The 14,637-nt window shown below is 36.6% G+C and carries 15 protein-coding genes, 5 tRNA genes and 1 pseudogene; 17 read left to right on the plus strand and 4 right to left on the minus strand.

Annotated elements, in window-relative coordinates; genetic code table 11:
• Window positions 1-42: 42 nt before the first annotated feature.
• From LGB01_03925 to LGB01_03935, 3 genes are read left to right on the plus strand one after another with little or no spacing between them, the layout of a single operon-like run.
• The gene (locus LGB01_03925; GenBank protein ID MCB4753351.1) at window positions 43-993 is read left to right on the plus strand and encodes a phosphotransferase; all 951 of its coding nucleotides are present in this window, start codon (window positions 43-45) and stop codon (window positions 991-993) included.
• A gap of 54 nt (window positions 994-1,047) precedes the next feature.
• Window positions 1,048-3,306, plus strand: coding sequence for a glutamine--tRNA ligase/YqeY domain fusion protein (locus LGB01_03930; GenBank protein MCB4753352.1), 2,259 nt, complete (start codon window positions 1,048-1,050; stop codon window positions 3,304-3,306).
• A gap of 8 nt (window positions 3,307-3,314) precedes the next feature.
• Window positions 3,315-3,986, plus strand: coding sequence for a nucleotidyltransferase family protein (locus LGB01_03935; GenBank protein ID MCB4753353.1), 672 nt, complete (start codon window positions 3,315-3,317; stop codon window positions 3,984-3,986).
• On the opposite strand, the gene LGB01_03940 is transcribed toward LGB01_03935, so the two are convergent.
• The 3 genes and pseudogenes from LGB01_03940 to LGB01_03950 all read right to left on the minus strand — a co-directional run bounded on the left by LGB01_03940 (window position 3,976) and on the right by LGB01_03950 (window position 6,796).
• Entirely contained in the window at window positions 3,976-4,800 is an 825-nt protein-coding gene (locus LGB01_03940) for an HAD family hydrolase (protein MCB4753354.1), read from the minus strand. The two genes, LGB01_03935 and LGB01_03940, sit on opposite strands and share 11 nt — an antisense overlap.
• A 3-nt stretch (window positions 4,801-4,803) precedes the next feature.
• Entirely contained in the window at window positions 4,804-5,985 is a 1,182-nt protein-coding gene (locus LGB01_03945; GenBank protein ID MCB4753355.1) for an NnrS family protein, read from the minus strand.
• Between the two features lie 112 nt (window positions 5,986-6,097).
• Window positions 6,098-6,796 (minus strand): annotated as a pseudogene (locus LGB01_03950) (c-type cytochrome).
• A gap of 38 nt (window positions 6,797-6,834) precedes the next feature.
• Here LGB01_03950 and LGB01_03955 point away from each other — a divergent pair.
• The 3 genes from LGB01_03955 (at window position 6,835) to LGB01_03965 (ending at window position 9,379) form a co-directional block, all read left to right on the plus strand.
• Window positions 6,835-7,911 carry a hypothetical protein gene (locus tag LGB01_03955; GenBank protein MCB4753356.1) on the plus strand — a complete coding sequence of 359 codons (1,077 nt, stop codon included), beginning with the start codon at window positions 6,835-6,837 and terminating at the stop codon, window positions 7,909-7,911.
• 320 nt (window positions 7,912-8,231) lie between these two features.
• Window positions 8,232-8,738, plus strand: a complete 507-nt coding sequence (locus LGB01_03960) for a YeeE/YedE family protein (protein ID MCB4753357.1) — start codon at window positions 8,232-8,234, stop codon at window positions 8,736-8,738.
• Window positions 8,738-9,379: a YeeE/YedE family protein gene (locus LGB01_03965; GenBank protein ID MCB4753358.1), complete on the plus strand. Its 642-nt coding sequence runs from the start codon at window positions 8,738-8,740 to the stop codon at window positions 9,377-9,379. Before LGB01_03960 ends, LGB01_03965 begins: the two co-directional genes overlap by 1 nt.
• A gap of 199 nt (window positions 9,380-9,578) precedes the next feature.
• Here LGB01_03965 and LGB01_03970 read toward each other — a convergent pair whose 3' ends face one another.
• On the minus strand, window positions 9,579-10,316 hold the full coding sequence (locus tag LGB01_03970; GenBank protein MCB4753359.1) for a YaaA family protein: 738 nt from the start codon (window positions 10,314-10,316) through the stop codon (window positions 9,579-9,581).
• 157 nt (window positions 10,317-10,473) lie between these two features.
• Between LGB01_03970 and LGB01_03975 the strand changes: the two genes are divergently transcribed.
• The 11 genes from LGB01_03975 to rplA all read left to right on the plus strand — a co-directional run bounded on the left by LGB01_03975 (window position 10,474) and on the right by rplA (window position 14,623).
• A tRNA-Thr gene (locus LGB01_03975) sits at window positions 10,474-10,549 on the plus strand.
• 49 nt (window positions 10,550-10,598) lie between these two features.
• Window positions 10,599-10,684, plus strand: a tRNA-Tyr gene (locus tag LGB01_03980).
• 22 nt (window positions 10,685-10,706) lie between these two features.
• A tRNA-Gly gene (locus LGB01_03985) sits at window positions 10,707-10,783 on the plus strand.
• Between the two features lie 126 nt (window positions 10,784-10,909).
• A tRNA-Thr gene (locus LGB01_03990) sits at window positions 10,910-10,984 on the plus strand.
• 133 nt (window positions 10,985-11,117) lie between these two features.
• Complete coding sequence (gene tuf, locus LGB01_03995; GenBank protein MCB4753360.1) at window positions 11,118-12,326, plus strand: elongation factor Tu; 1,209 nt, start codon at window positions 11,118-11,120, stop codon at window positions 12,324-12,326.
• A 52-nt stretch (window positions 12,327-12,378) separates the two neighbouring features.
• The gene (gene rpmG / locus LGB01_04000; protein MCB4753361.1) at window positions 12,379-12,531 is read left to right on the plus strand and encodes a 50S ribosomal protein L33; all 153 of its coding nucleotides are present in this window, start codon (window positions 12,379-12,381) and stop codon (window positions 12,529-12,531) included.
• 21 nt (window positions 12,532-12,552) lie between these two features.
• Window positions 12,553-12,628: transfer RNA gene (locus LGB01_04005), tRNA-Trp, on the plus strand.
• Between the two features lie 19 nt (window positions 12,629-12,647).
• Window positions 12,648-12,827, plus strand: coding sequence for a preprotein translocase subunit SecE (secE, locus tag LGB01_04010; protein MCB4753362.1), 180 nt, complete (start codon window positions 12,648-12,650; stop codon window positions 12,825-12,827).
• Window positions 12,828-12,835: 8 nt separating this feature from the next.
• A complete protein-coding gene (gene nusG, locus LGB01_04015; GenBank protein ID MCB4753363.1) occupies window positions 12,836-13,366 on the plus strand; it encodes a transcription termination/antitermination protein NusG in 531 nt (176 codons plus the stop codon).
• 38 nt (window positions 13,367-13,404) lie between these two features.
• A complete protein-coding gene (gene rplK, locus LGB01_04020) occupies window positions 13,405-13,830 on the plus strand; it encodes a 50S ribosomal protein L11 (GenBank protein MCB4753364.1) in 426 nt (141 codons plus the stop codon).
• Window positions 13,831-13,918: 88 nt separating this feature from the next.
• Window positions 13,919-14,623 carry a 50S ribosomal protein L1 gene (rplA, locus tag LGB01_04025; GenBank protein ID MCB4753365.1) on the plus strand — a complete coding sequence of 235 codons (705 nt, stop codon included), beginning with the start codon at window positions 13,919-13,921 and terminating at the stop codon, window positions 14,621-14,623.
• Window positions 14,624-14,637: the final 14 nt, after the last annotated feature.

Consider the following 14,637-nt stretch of genomic DNA (forward strand, 5'->3'; position numbering starts at 1 on the left):
AATTGATCAATTATAAGGTAAACAATAAACAAAAAATGATACATGAAGAATAAGAAACCAAATATAAAACTCACAGAGTGGTTGGAACACTATAAGGTCAATAGCGAACTTATTCCACTTGCCGGAGATGCAAGTTTTAGAAAGTATTATCGTGTAGCAGATAATTTTCATAGAGGGATTGTCATGGATGCTTCAATGCAGCCTGAAAGTGTTGAGCCTTTTATTAATATTGCTCATCTCCTTTTTGAAACAGGAGTACGTACACCTAAGATCAATGCCTTTGATGCAGAACAGGGATTTATTTTTATGGAAGATGTGGGTAATACACATTTTTATGATGTAGTAGAAACTGAAAAAGAGACTATTTATCCAAAGGCTATTGACACTATTGTTAAAATGCAATATGTTGATGTCAGAGGGCTACCCTTGTATGACCATGATTTTCTATTTTTTGAGATGGAACTTATGGAGGAGTGGTATTTGAAAAAGTATTTAAGTAAAATACTTTCAGTCAAAGAAAAAACACAATTAAACACAATGCTGGATCAAATCACCAATGTAGTACTTGAGCAACCACAGGGATTTTTTGTACATCGTGATTACCACTCACGCAACTTAATGTTTAACCATGATGATGCACTGGTTGTGATAGATTTTCAGGATGCTAGAGTGGGGTCACTTACCTATGATTTAGTCTCTTTGCTACGCGATGTTTATGTAGAGCTTGATCCCAAAGAGGTAGAACAGATGGCACTATACTTTCGAGATGCTAAAGGACTCAACGTAGATGATGCAACTTTTATGAAGTGGTTTGATTTTACTGGACTACAACGTCATATTAAAATACTTGGTATTTTTGCACGCCTTGCATTACGTGATGGAAAAGAAAGTTACCTAAAGAATATACCTATGACACTGAAATATATTATGCAGATAGTTTCAAAATATGATGAGATAAATCCTCTTAAAATATTACTAGACACAACACAATAATAAGCACTAATTGGCTAAAATACCCCCCTTAACAGTCTTAAAAAAGGTTTGGTCATGGCAAAAAGTAGAGATTTTTTACGCAGAATTGTTGAAGAGGATCTCAAATTAGAAAAATATAGTGAGATTGTAACACGATTTCCTCCAGAGCCTAATGGCTTTCCTCATATTGGACATGCCAAATCAATTACCATTAATTTTGGTATTGCTAGAGATTACGGTGGATACTGTCATCTAAGAATGGATGATACCAATCCAACGACTGAAGATACCAAGTATGTAGAGGCAATCAAAGATGCTGTAGAGTGGTTAGGCTTTAAGTGGAACAGTAAAGTGCACTATACCTCTGACTATTTTAACAGACTGTATGCGTATGCAATAGATCTTATCAAAATGGGAAAGGCTTATGTAGATAGTCTAAGCGAAGAAGAGATGAGAGAGTATCGTGGTACAGTCACAGTACCAGGAAAACGAAGTAAATATGCACAACGCAGTATTGAAGAGAATCTTGATCTATTTGAAAAAATGAAAAATGGTGAGTTTGCAGAGGGTGCACATATTCTCAGAGCTAAAATTGATATGGCATCACCTAATATGAAAATGCGTGACCCACTGCTTTACCGCATACGTCATGCACATCACTATCGTGCTGGTGATAAGTGGGCAATTTATCCAATGTATGATTTTGCACACTGTCTTTCTGATTATATCGAAGGAATTACTCACTCACTTTGTACATTGGAGTTTGAGAATAACCGTGAGATTTATGAGTGGGTTATTGAGACACTTAAACTCAAGTCTCCACGACCATATCAATATGAGTTTGCTAGACTTAATATCAACTATACGGTAATGAGTAAACGAAAATTGCTTGAGTTGGTAGAAAAGAAAGTTGTTAGTGGATGGGATGACCCGCGTATGCCTACTATTGCAGGCTACAAGCGAAGAGGCTATACTCCTGAATCTATTCTTGCTTTTTGTGACCAGATAGGAGTTGCTAAAGCCAATTCGGTAGTGGATATTTCTCAGCTTGAATTTTGTATACGAGATGACCTCAATCTTAAAGTACCACGTGTAATGTGCGTAATGGAGCCACTCAAGGTCACTATTATTAATTATGAAGGAAGAGAAGAGATAGAAGCCTCCTATTATCCTCATGATGTCCCTAAAGAGGGCATGAGAAGATTACCGTTTTCTAATGAGATATATATCAATCGTGAGGACTTTAATGAAAATCCACCTAAAGGGTATTTTCGATTGACACCCGATCAGCCTGTACGTTTGAAGTATGCTTATATTATTGTCTGCAAAGAAGTGGTAAAAGACAAAGAGGGCAATATTGTTGAGATAAAGGCAGAGTATTATTCTGATTCTAAAAGTGGTTCAGATACCAGTGGCATTAAAGTTAAAAGTGCTATTCAGTGGGTAGAGGAGAGTAGTGCAAAGCAGATAGAAGTGAGACTTTATGATAGACTCTTTCAGACAGAAGCACCACAAGGGGTTGAAGATATTAACCCTAACTCCTTAAAGATTATTAAAAATGCACTTATTGAACCAGCTGTTGTGATAGAAAAACCTGATGTACGTTTTCAGTTTGAAAGAGAGGGATATTTTTTTGTGGAACCAGTAGATTATACCGATAGGGCACCTGTCTTTAATAAGATTGTTTCACTTAAGGATTCGTGGGGAAAAAAGAAAAAATCCTCTCAGAAAAACCTTAAAGGGTTAAAGAAAAAATTACAAAAAAATATGCAAGTAGAGGGTGAAGTAGTGCCCATGAATACAGATGAGAAGATATTGTTTAATAGATATATCAATGTGTTGAATCTAAATAGCACTGTTGCGGAGATGATTGCAAGAGATAAGCAACTCTCACAATTTTTTGAGGAGACACTTAAGGCATATAATGCACCTGCAAGCATTGCCAATTTTGTTGTAAATGAGGTTGCAAGAGAGATCAAGAAGGGCAATGTGCTAAAGTTTGCACCACAACAACTTGCTGTACTGGTGAAGATGATAGACGATGAGATTATCTCAACCAAAATTGCAAAAGAGATATTTGAGACAATGTGTCAAGAGGAGATTGACCCTATAGCTTATGTAGAAGAGAATGGGCTCAGGCAGATAAGTGACCCTGCCGATATCCTGCCCATCGTTGATGATGTTATTGTCAAAAATCCTGAAAATGTACAGAAGTATAAAGATGGCAATCAGAAGCTTTTTGGTTTTTTTGTGGGTCAAGTACTGAAGGCAACTGAAGGGAAAGCAAACCCAACAGTAGTAAATGATTTAGTACAACAACGTTTAGAAGAGTAGCCAAAAAGATGCAAACTATGATTCTTGCGGCTGGATTGGGTAAACGTATGAGACCATTAACCAATCATACGCCTAAGCCACTACTTGAAGTTCACGGTATACCGTTAATTGTTTGGCATTTGAAGAAGCTGGCACACTATGGTTTTAAAGAGGTAATTATTAATATTGCACATCTAGGTTACAAGATACCTGAAGTATTGGGAGATGGTTCAAAGTGGGGACTTTCTGTTGTATACTCTGATGAGCAGGAGGAGGGTGGTCTTGAGAGTGCAGGAGGGATTGTAAAAGCATTACCATACCTTTCTAAGAGTGACCCTTTTTTTGTCATAAATGGTGATGTATGGACAGATTATAATTTTGACCCCAATAGAATATTAGAAGATGATATTTTAGCACATCTTATTCTTGTACCCAATCCAAAACATAATCCAAAGGGTGATTTTACATTACTTGATGGTAAGGTATATGATAGTAGGCAATATACCTTTTCGGGGATAGGGTATTACTCACCAAAACTCTTTAAGGGTGTTCCATATGGCAAAAGTGCACTTGCTCCTTTGCTGCGTACTGCAATGCTTGAAGGAAAAGTTAGTGGAGAGCTTTATATGGGAGAATGGTATGATATTGGAACACCAGAGCGTCTAAAGATGCTTAATACCCATTTTTGTACTAACAACTAAGGGTTGAGAGGTATTTTGCAACAGCATCTTCATCATTACTGTGTGGAAGAATGATATTGGCAACAGACTTTACTTCATCAAGTGCATTAGAAACTGCCACTGATGTACCTGCAAGCTCAAACATTCCCACATCATTGATCGAGTCTCCAAAGACTGTTACATCAGACAGGTCACACCCTAAGTATTCGACAACTTTTTTCAATGCACAGGACTTATCACCTTCTGGGTGGAGTAAAGTCAAAAACCAGCCACCACCATATTTTTCTGGTGACATTTTTGCTTCTACCACATCACCAAAACACTCTTTTATTGCTTGATAGAGTGGACGTAACTGCGTCTCATTTCCAAAGTAGACAATTTTGAGATTCTCTTCCATTGTACGGTTAGTGGGGTTAAACTGCATACGCGGGTCATCTTTATAGCCCTTGAGTACCTCTTTTTGATAACTATTTAGACGACGAGGATAGAGAAAAGTTTCATTAATATTTTTATCTTTGATACCAATGATAAAGGGGTCAATATTGTATTGCAGACCAAGTTCTACAATGGCATCACCTAGTACTTTGTCAATACTTTTAAGATCAATAATTTTTTGTTCAGGGGTAATAATAATGGCACCATCAAGAAGAATCATGGGAGCATTGATATGTAGTTGCGAGAGTAACTCTTTAGATTTGGTAAAACTGCGTGCTGTTGCCACCCCCATTGTAGCATACCGAGCAGTATGGTTCCATGTCTGAATACTAAATGGGCTCAGTGTAAGATCAGAACGAAGAAAAGTATGATCTAAATCAGTAATGTAAACAGAGCGCATACTTTATGCCAATCTTTTACCATAAATAAGTACAGCAAAAAATCGTATTGCCCAAAGGGTAAACATGATTATCCAAACAGTAACAGAGATATCAAAAAAAATCATGAAGTTCCATCCAAATGCTGCAGCAAGAGAGACAAACAGGCGCACAATGACAACCAATTGTGTCCAGTTAAACAGTACCTTCTCCCACATGCCCACTTGCATTATATTGCCAGAGTGCCCAATGGTTACGCGGGTACCAAACCCAATCAATATGGTAAAGACAAAACCTAGCATAAGAATATGAATATCAAGAAAGAGAAAGTTGGTACCTGCAATGAGTGTTGTTAGATTTGTCATGGCACCAAAAATGAGTGCAACAGGTATCCAGTAGAGTGCTAGATGGAGGATCCAAAGTAGAGGATTGGGGTTAGGGAAAGGGAGGTTCCATCTAAGTATTTCTTTACCTATAATGTAAGCAAGAATGATGTCAACAATAAAAGAACCATTAGTATGGATGCTTTCAATGATGACATGCAATAGCAGAAGAGTAAATATTATTTTAAGTAGACTAAGATTTTTTTCTACCATGCAATGAGAAAAGAAGGGCACCATACGTTGTGCAACAGAGAAAGTTAGCGGGAAGATATAAAGGTAAATACCAGCTTCTAATGCAACATTAATCATGGGTGCATAAAAAAGTGATCCTACAATAAAAATAAAGTGTGACAAAAGCCCAAAACCCATTGCAGTTAAGATCCAAAATATATCATGATTGTCAGCCATAGCACTATTTCTATAAATATTTTGAAGAATATTAAATACCATGACATGTCCAATAAAAAGTATAAGCATACCAGTATAAGAAAAGAGAGGTGAGATTATGCTTCCAAATAGGAACAGCATCGTACCAAGACAGTAGAGACCAAAGACCTGCATATAACGTTTTTTTTCAATGGGTGGTGTAGAAGTGAAGCGTGGAAAAGTTGTAAATAAAAAGGCTACAAATGCTGGTGTAAAGAACAGGTAGAGCATACTGTAGCCATGAAAATTAGATGCAGGTATTTCTAAATTAGTGATACCTTTATAGGAGAGCATAAAAATAAGCATGGCAATAATTGCATTGATGAATGCCAAGAGAAAAAAGGGTTGATGAGGTTGCAAGAAAAAGTAGTGTGACTCAGTTTTTTTATGAAATTGCATATGCATGGATTACCTTTTTTGTGGGCATCATAACAAAAGCATTTTAAAGTACGATTGAGGCATATCAAGAAATACCCATAGATTATTGATATACCCCCATGGAAGTAATAACTTATTTAAGGTTAGGTCTTGGTGTCTTGTCTGTTATGCTTGGAAGCTGTGGATACGAAATAATAGGCTTTCTGCCTTTAAGTGCACCCAAAAATACAATAATTTTCTCTACGTCTGCATCGGAAATATCTTTACCAAGTTGTGTTCTCCCCATCTCTTGAATTGCCTCCTTGAGCGACCAGATGGCACCATTGTGGAAGTAGGGTGCAGTTTGGGTAATGTTTCTCAGTGTTGGTACTTTAACCATACCATTTTTATTGCCCTTAAAGTCACCAACATTAGCATATTTGTATGGACGAACAAGTGGGAACTTCTGCATGCTTCCACCTAGAGCAATGCCAGTATGACATGCAGTACAACCTATGTCAATAAAGGTGTTAAGTCCCTCCTTCTCGGCATCCGTTAAAGCATCTTTTTTTCCATTGAGGAAATCATCAAAGCGTGATGGTGTAACCAATGTTCTTTCAAAGATGCCAATGGTTTTTGTGATGGTTTCAAAGTCTATCTTTACATTGTTGCCATAAGCTTTTTTAAATTCAGCTATATACGCAGGCATGGAGTTAATTCTTGCCTCAACAAGTGTAGGTGGTGCGGCCATTTCTGGTACTGCTTGCATGGGACCTTTTGCTTGATCTTCAAGGGTAGGACTTCTTCCATCCCAGAACTGTTTTTGTGCAAAAACAGCATTATAAACAGTAGGAAAATACTTTTGTACTATCTGGATATGGGAATCAAATTATGCTTTTTGAGCATAAAGACAATAGCACAAAGTTTAACCTTTTAAAGATATACCATCAAGGAAATAATGCTTTTTATGATTGTAAAAGAAATATAATCATTGCTTTGCAAAATAAAAAGAGAAGGCTAAAAGAGGGAATTTTAATTTACAACATTAGCAACAATTCACAAAAACTATATGAAACAAATAGTGGATTTAATGGCATTATTGCTAAGTATAAAGATGGATTTATCTATAGCACCAGCAAAACCAAACTAAACAAAGTCAATAATAATCAATTTGGTTATATCCCAAAAAATAAAATATTTTCAAAAAGTTTGATTTTAAATAGCAAAAATAACGAATTGTGGTATCACTATACAGAAGATAGGTTTTTCGACTTAAACAAAAGGAGTGTAATCAAAACCTATCCATTTGGTATGTGGAAAATTTCCGAAATAATCAATCATGACCTATATGTTTATGCTGGAGATTTTTTAAAAATAAACCTAATAAACAAAAAAGCAACAAACCTATGGAGTATTGACCACCATATGTTAAAGCAAAATACAAAAGAGCTAAAATTACCCAAAGCAAGAGTTGGGCTTTTTGTAAATGGTGTCTATTTCATCATAACATCTTCCAAGAGTTGGGATACGGTTACAAATAGGAACAACACAAAAGCAGTCAAATTTAAAAAAGGTGCCATATATCAAATTAAAAATCAAAAACTTTCATTTACAACCCTATTACCTTTTGATGATATTGTTTATGCCAATAGTCCAGATAAAAAGTATTTATATATTTTTACAAAATCTAGAAAAGTAATCAAATACCATATTGAGAAAAATAAAATAGTACAAATATATAAATTGAACATTCATTTAGATCAAAAATTTGAATTAGCAACTGTTGGGTTTACTGATGATAATTTTATCATATCATTTGAAGAGGATAGATACAGAAATGCCTATATCGTATTAGCAAATAAAAATTTTACACATTTTAGCAAACCTTACAATATAAGAATGGGCGGCATAGACATAGCCACTCAAAAAAGTATTCATACAAACCATATGAGGGTGAACAATCTGTGAAAAGAACAGCTGTCTCGTTTAAGTTGTTGCCTATTTTTTGAGGTTATTTTGTCTGGAGATGAAAAATGCAATATTTTACCATTACTTTAGTTTTAAGCGTACAACTTTTTGCAAATAACCTATATTGGTATAACGATAATCAAAAAATACAAAATTCCATAAGTATTATAAAGATAGCAAAAAATAATCAAAGATACTCGACACTTTTTATAGCTATATAGATAGATTTTCAGATAAGTTGAAGAAAATCATCAAATAATTAAATATGATAATATATATATTTTAATGTTATAATAGTAAAAAAGTGGAGGATTGAGAATATGAATAGATTTCCATGGTGGGCAGGCGGTATCTTGATGGCTGGTTTGCTTCTAATGACATTTTCGATACTTGGTGCGGATAGACCGTTGGGTGCCTCAACCTATGTACCGTACTTTGCGGGGGTTTTGTTTGATTTGAGTCCTGAAAAGTATAGCTATCTCAAAGAGATAGAGAACCCTGGAGCATGGGAAGGTGTTATGTTGCTTGGTGTATTTTTTGGTGGCTTTGTCACTTCCGTATTTATTACCAAGAGCTTCCGTATCTCTTTGATTCCAACAGGATGGAAGAAGTACAAAAATAATTCAGTACCCTCTAGACTATTTTGGAGTTTTGTATCAGGCTTTATGATGATTATTGGTGCAAGACTGGCAGGTGGATGTACATCTGGACACTTCATATCAGGTATGAGCCAGATTGCAATCTCTTCAATGATTTTTGGTGTAGGGGTGATGATCTCTCTTGTGATTACCGGAAGACTCTTCTATAATATGAAGGAGAAAAAATAATGGGTACTACTATTACAACAGCAGCCAACAATGACCTTGTATCACGTATAGCACAGATGTTTGAGAATGTAATCCATCAGGGTCATGGTTCATTAGCACTCGTTTTTCTGATTGGTGTAATTTTTGGTGGAATCATCCAATATACACGCGTAGATAAGTTTGAGAAAATTGCAGGGTTTGCGATGCTTAAAGATACAATTGTCCCTAAGATGCTTTTTTTAACAGTAGGACTGGCAAGTATTGGGATTTACTTTATGATTGAGGCAGGGTATGCGCACTATCACGTTAAACCCATTATATTGTCTGGTCTTATTATTGGTAGTATACTTTTTGGTATTTCTATGGCAATCTTTGGGAAGTGTCCAGGGACTGGTCCTGTCTCTATTGCTGAGGGACGTATTGATGTTCTTGTTGGTGCAATTGGTGGATTGTTTGGCGGGTTAATTTTTACACTCTATTATGACGATATTTTCAAGCCCTTGATGGGAGAAAGCATGGGTAAGCTAATTTTGCCAAATCTTTTTCCAGGGCATGAGCATCTGGTAGTATTGATTTTTGGTGTGGTGGTTACATTGGTGGCAATATTTATCCCTAAAGTAGAACTTCTTGACGAAGCAGACTCTCCTAAGTCTTCTAAGTAGTTTTCAAGAGATAGAAAGCATTAGACTTGAGCCAGTATGTGGCACCTGTATTGGTGTGCCAATATGGGGGCTTCTCTTCTTTTGTATCATTTCTTAGTAAATCACGTATATTTTTGAAATGGGTAGTCCTCTATTATTTGAAGATTTTGAAGAGAAATGTGCCAATTAAGACACTTTTATAACCCCTTCTCTTTTTGGGTTATAACTCAATATCATAAATAATTTCAGTTCTATTCTTTTGTATTTGTATTTCATTAATGCGTAGTCCTTCAATAGGCAAATGCATAAATGCATCGATACACTTTACACCCGTTTTGGCAATTTCACGTAGCACAAGACCACGATATGCTTTTGCCCAGTGGCTAACCACCTTTCCCTCTTTTATAAATTTCAATGTGGTGTAAGGCTTGGTAGGCCTATAAAACTTATCATAAAAACCTGCACGTAGATCGAGTATTTCTTCATCTTCAAGGTAAGCTTCCATCAGCGGTGAACCATGTTCATGGTAGAATTTTTCTACTTTAATCTCCCCCACAGCTACTCCTTGCTTGAGACGGTACTCTGGAATAAGGTCATCTGCACGTAAAAATCCAAAGAGATTAGAGCAGAGAATGACATGATTGTCAATATAGTGCTGTGCATCATCTGAAAGATTTATATAGTCTAAGTAATCAAAAGCTACACCAGTGTAGCGTTCGATAGCTTTCATTGCTGGCTCATGGATAATATCTTTTATATGTGACTGGATATCTATCTCTTTCTTGAGACCAAACATGGTACTTAGCACTTTCATATCACTCTTTTGAAGAATATTCATATAGGTATGTAATAATTTTTTACGATAAGGGAATAGTGTGGGGAAAAGTAGATTTTCAAGTTTAAATGATATGTCACCACCATACCTTTTGGTTTCACTGGGTGCAAGAAGTATTTTCATAAATAATACCCTTTGGAAAGATTATAGTGTTGTGATTGTAGTATGAAGTAGGTAAAAAAGCAATTTTTGATTTTTTTAGAAAAAACCTTGACTTTTTAAAGCTTTTTGCCTATAATTCCCGTCCATTTTAAGTGTAAGTTACTTTTAATGTGATGGTGCTGGTGTAGCTCAGCTGGTAGAGCAGCTGATTTGTAATCAGCAGGTCGGGGGTTCAAGTCCCTTCACCAGCTCCATAAATATCATTATCAGTGTTTGACCAGTAAAGAGACAAACATTATATGTGGTGAGTTACTCAAGTGGCCAACGAGGGCAGACTGTAAATCTGCTGGCTTTCGCCTTCGGAGGTTCGAATCCTCCACTCACCACCATGTTAAGTCACATATAAAAGACGCGGGAATAGCTCAGTTGGCTAGAGCGTCAGCCTTCCAAGCTGAGGGTCGCGAGTTCGAGTCTCGTTTCCCGCTCCATAACTGGGAGCTGTGTGAATTATCTACTTAACAGAAATTACTTCACATATTAAGCTTTCCAAACAATATTAATTTTTCAGTCTATCTTACAAATAGTTTTATTTGGTGATTGTATTGATTGTTTATGCCCATATGGCTCAGGGGTAGAGCACTTCCTTGGTAAGGAAGAGGTCGTGAGTTCAAGTCTCACTATGGGCTCCAGGTAAAGTATGGACAAAAGTATTACAGTTATGTAATAGTTCTGTCCATATGGGTTTAGGGTCACTTGATGTACTCTTAAGAAGTTTTGGCTATAATACTGCCTTTAAAACAACATTTAAGCTAGGAGAAAAGCATGGCTAAAGAAAAATTCGAACGAACCAAACCGCATGTTAATATCGGTACCATTGGTCACGTTGACCACGGTAAAACTACATTGACTGCTGCAATTACTGCTGTACTTGCAACAAAAAATGATACTGCACTTATGGATTATGATCAGATTGATAATGCTCCTGAAGAGAGAGAAAGAGGGATTACGATTGCGACTTCTCACGTAGAGTATGAAACTGATACAAGACACTATGCTCACGTAGACTGTCCAGGTCACGCTGACTACGTTAAAAATATGATTACAGGTGCTGCCCAAATGGATGGTGCAATTCTTGTTATTGCTTCAACTGATGGTCCAATGGCTCAGACAAGAGAGCATATCCTTCTTTCTAAACAAGTAGGTGTACCGTATATCGTTGTTTTTCTAAATAAAGAAGATCAACTTGATGACGAAGACAAAGAAGAGATGCTTGAGCTTGTAGAGATGGAAGTACGTGAACTTCTTTCTGAATATGACTTCCCAGGCGATGATACTCCAATTGTAGCTGGCTCTGCATTCAAAGCACTTGAGGAAGCAAAAGCTGGTAAGCTTGGTGAATGGTCTGAAAAGATTATTGAACTAATGAGTCAAGTTGATACATATATTCCTGAGCCAGTACGTGAAACAGACAAAGAGTTCCTTATGCCAATTGAAGATATCTTTACTATTCAAGGGCGTGGTACAGTTGTAACTGGTAAAGTTGACAGAGGTCAGGTATGTGTAGGTGATGAAGTTGAAATCGTTGGTCTTAAGGATACCCAAAAAACAACTGTAACAGGTGTTGAAATGTTCCGTAAAGAGATGGACTGTGGTCAAGCAGGTGATAACTGTGGTGTTCTTATTCGTGGTATTGCTAAAGAAGAAGTACAAAGAGGTATGGTTCTTTGTAAGCCAGGATCTATTACACCACATACAAAGTTTGAAGCAGAAGTTTATGTACTAACCAAAGAGGAAGGTGGTAGACATACACCATTTTTCAATAACTACAGACCTCAGTTCTATGTACGTACAACAGATGTAACTGGTTCTGTTCAGCTTCAAGAAGGTACAGAGATGGTTATGCCAGGAGACAATGTTAAGATTGATGTTGAACTTATTGCACCAATTGCTCTTGAAGAAGGTACAAGATTTGCTATCCGTGAAGGTGGTAGAACTGTTGGTGCAGGTGTTGTTTCCAAGATCATCGCTTAAGACCCCATTGCAGAAAGAAGTCATTCTTCCTGCTTTTTTATAGGAGATAACTATGAGAGAAACAGTTCACCTTGGATGTGAGAAGTGTACAAGACGCAATTATCACACTACAAAGAACAAAAAGACGACAACAGAAAAGCTTGCATTGAAGAAATATTGCAAGTGGTGCAAAGAGCACACTATTCATAAGGAGATGAAACTGTAATAGGTTTCACTCTTTTTCTTTAGGCCAATAGCTCAGTTGGTAGAGCACTGGTCTCCAAAACCAGGTGCCGGGGGTTCGAGTCCCTCTTGGCCTGCCATAATAAAAGGTAATAGACTATGGGAAAAATTTCAACATTTATAGCTAATGCACAAGCAGAGCTTCATAAAGTAATATTTCCAACTAAAATACAAGTAAGACAAGCATTTTTAGCAGTTATTCTTGTGGTGACTGTCATTTCAATATTTTTAGCACTGGTTGATTTAATGATGTCGGCCATCGTATCTACAGTTTTATAGGATAGATAATGGCATTTCAATGGTATGCAATCCAAACATATGCAGGTAGCGAGCAGGCAGTTAAGCGTGGTATTGAACAATTGATTGCAGATTATGGTCTTGAAGAGAAGGTAGAGCGTATTGTTGTACCTACAGAAGAGGTTATTGAAGTCAAGAATGGTGAAAAGAAAATTACAGAACGAACACTTTATTCAGGTTACGTATTTGCACAGATAGACCTGGATACTGACTTATGGCACAAGATTCAATCTTTACCAAAAGTATCTAGATTTATTGGTGAACAAAAAACACCAACCCCTCTTACTGAAGCAGACATCAAGGTAATCTTAGAAAAGATGGATCAGAAGGTTGCTCCTCGTCCAAAAGTTGATTTTGAAACAGGTGAAATGGTGCGTATTATTGATGGACCTTTTGCAAACTTTACAGGTATGGTTGAAGAGTACGATCTTGACCATGGAAAACTAAAGTTAAATGTTTCTATTTTTGGTAGAAATACGCCAGTCGAGATTCTCTATACTCAAGTAGAGAAGATTATATAGGACCCACTAGTGGTCAAATTAAACTAAAGGAAGAATAGATGGCAAAAAAGATAGCTGAAAAGTTTAAGATGATGATCCCTGCGGGTCAAGCTAATCCATCACCACCAGTAGGCCCAGCACTTGGTCAGCGTGGTATTAATATTATGGAGTTTTGTAAAGCATTTAATGAGGCAACAAAAGATAAGATGGGGTTTAAGATTCCTGTCGTTGTCACTGCCTATGTCGATAGAAGTTTTACTTTTGAAACAAAGCAACCACCAGCAAGTGACCTTATCCTTAAGGCGGCAGGTTTAAAAAAAGGAACCGATAATCCACTTTTAAATAAAGTTGGTTCGATTACAAAAGCAAAGCTTGAAGAGATTATCGACCAAAAGATTTCAGATTTGAACACAACAAACAGAGAGGCAGCAGCAAGAATTATTGCTGGTAGTTGTAGAAGTATGGGTATAGAGATTGTAGATTAACTACAAGTACTGCCCAGAAAATATTTATATTAATATAATCTAAACCACATGATTTAAAAGATGTGGGAGCATAAAAGCGGAGAAAATAATGGCAAAAAAATTAAGCAAAAGAAGACAAGCACTACTTGAAAAGGTAGATGTGACAAAACAGTACAATGTAGATGAAGCAATGGATTTATTGAAAGATCTTAAATCTGCAAAATTTGATGAAACAGTTGAAGTAGCACTCAACTTGAATGTCGATCCAAGGCATGCTGATCAAATGGTGAGAGGATCTATTGTTCTTCCTCATGGAACGGGCAAAAATGTAAGAGTAGCGGTATTTGCAAAAGATACAAAAGCAGATGAGGCAAAAGCAGCAGGTGCTGACTTGGTTGGATCTGATGAGCTGATTGAGCAGATTCAGGCAGGAAATATTAATTTTGATATAGTTATCTCTACACCTGATATGATGGGTGTTCTTGGTAAAGTAGCAAGGGTACTTGGTCCAAAAGGTCTAATGCCAAATCCAAAGACAGGAACCGTTACAATGGATATTACCAAAGCAGTTGAAAATGCCAAGGGTGGACAGGTTAATTTTCGTGTTGATAAAAAAGGAAATATCCATGCAGGTATAGGAAAGATCTCTTTCGATAAAGAGAAAATTAAAGAGAACTTTAATACATTTATTGAAGCAATCAACAAGGCAAAACCTGCATCTTCAAAAGGTAGATATATTACAAATGCAGCAGTATCTTTGACAATGAGCCCATCTGTGACACTTGATACTACAGAAATAATGGAAATTAAATAATATAAATTTTACTT

The sequence above is a fragment of the Sulfurovum sp. genome, assembly GCA_020525365.1.
Taxonomy (GTDB): Bacteria; Campylobacterota; Campylobacteria; order Campylobacterales; family Sulfurovaceae; genus Sulfurovum.

Bases quoted from the DNA above. Each gene is read 5' to 3' on its own strand.
- LGB01_03925 (MCB4753351.1), top strand. From the start codon at position 43: ATGAAGAATAAGAAACCAAATATAAAACTCACAGAGTGGTTGGAACAC.
- LGB01_03930 (MCB4753352.1), top strand. From the start codon at position 1,048: ATGGCAAAAAGTAGAGATTTTTTACGCAGAATTGTTGAAGAGGATCTC.
- LGB01_03935 (MCB4753353.1), top strand. From the start codon at position 3,315: ATGCAAACTATGATTCTTGCGGCTGGATTGGGTAAACGTATGAGACCA.
- LGB01_03940 (MCB4753354.1), bottom strand. From the start codon at position 4,800: ATGCGCTCTGTTTACATTACTGATTTAGATCATACTTTTCTTCGTTCT.
- LGB01_03945 (MCB4753355.1), bottom strand. From the start codon at position 5,985: ATGCAATTTCATAAAAAAACTGAGTCACACTACTTTTTCTTGCAACCT.
- LGB01_03955 (MCB4753356.1), top strand. From the start codon at position 6,835: ATGCTTTTTGAGCATAAAGACAATAGCACAAAGTTTAACCTTTTAAAG.
- LGB01_03960 (MCB4753357.1), top strand. From the start codon at position 8,232: ATGAATAGATTTCCATGGTGGGCAGGCGGTATCTTGATGGCTGGTTTG.
- LGB01_03965 (MCB4753358.1), top strand. From the start codon at position 8,738: ATGGGTACTACTATTACAACAGCAGCCAACAATGACCTTGTATCACGT.
- LGB01_03970 (MCB4753359.1), bottom strand. From the start codon at position 10,316: ATGAAAATACTTCTTGCACCCAGTGAAACCAAAAGGTATGGTGGTGAC.
- tuf (MCB4753360.1), top strand. From the start codon at position 11,118: ATGGCTAAAGAAAAATTCGAACGAACCAAACCGCATGTTAATATCGGT.
- rpmG (MCB4753361.1), top strand. From the start codon at position 12,379: ATGAGAGAAACAGTTCACCTTGGATGTGAGAAGTGTACAAGACGCAAT.
- secE (MCB4753362.1), top strand. From the start codon at position 12,648: ATGGGAAAAATTTCAACATTTATAGCTAATGCACAAGCAGAGCTTCAT.
- nusG (MCB4753363.1), top strand. From the start codon at position 12,836: ATGGCATTTCAATGGTATGCAATCCAAACATATGCAGGTAGCGAGCAG.
- rplK (MCB4753364.1), top strand. From the start codon at position 13,405: ATGGCAAAAAAGATAGCTGAAAAGTTTAAGATGATGATCCCTGCGGGT.
- rplA (MCB4753365.1), top strand. From the start codon at position 13,919: ATGGCAAAAAAATTAAGCAAAAGAAGACAAGCACTACTTGAAAAGGTA.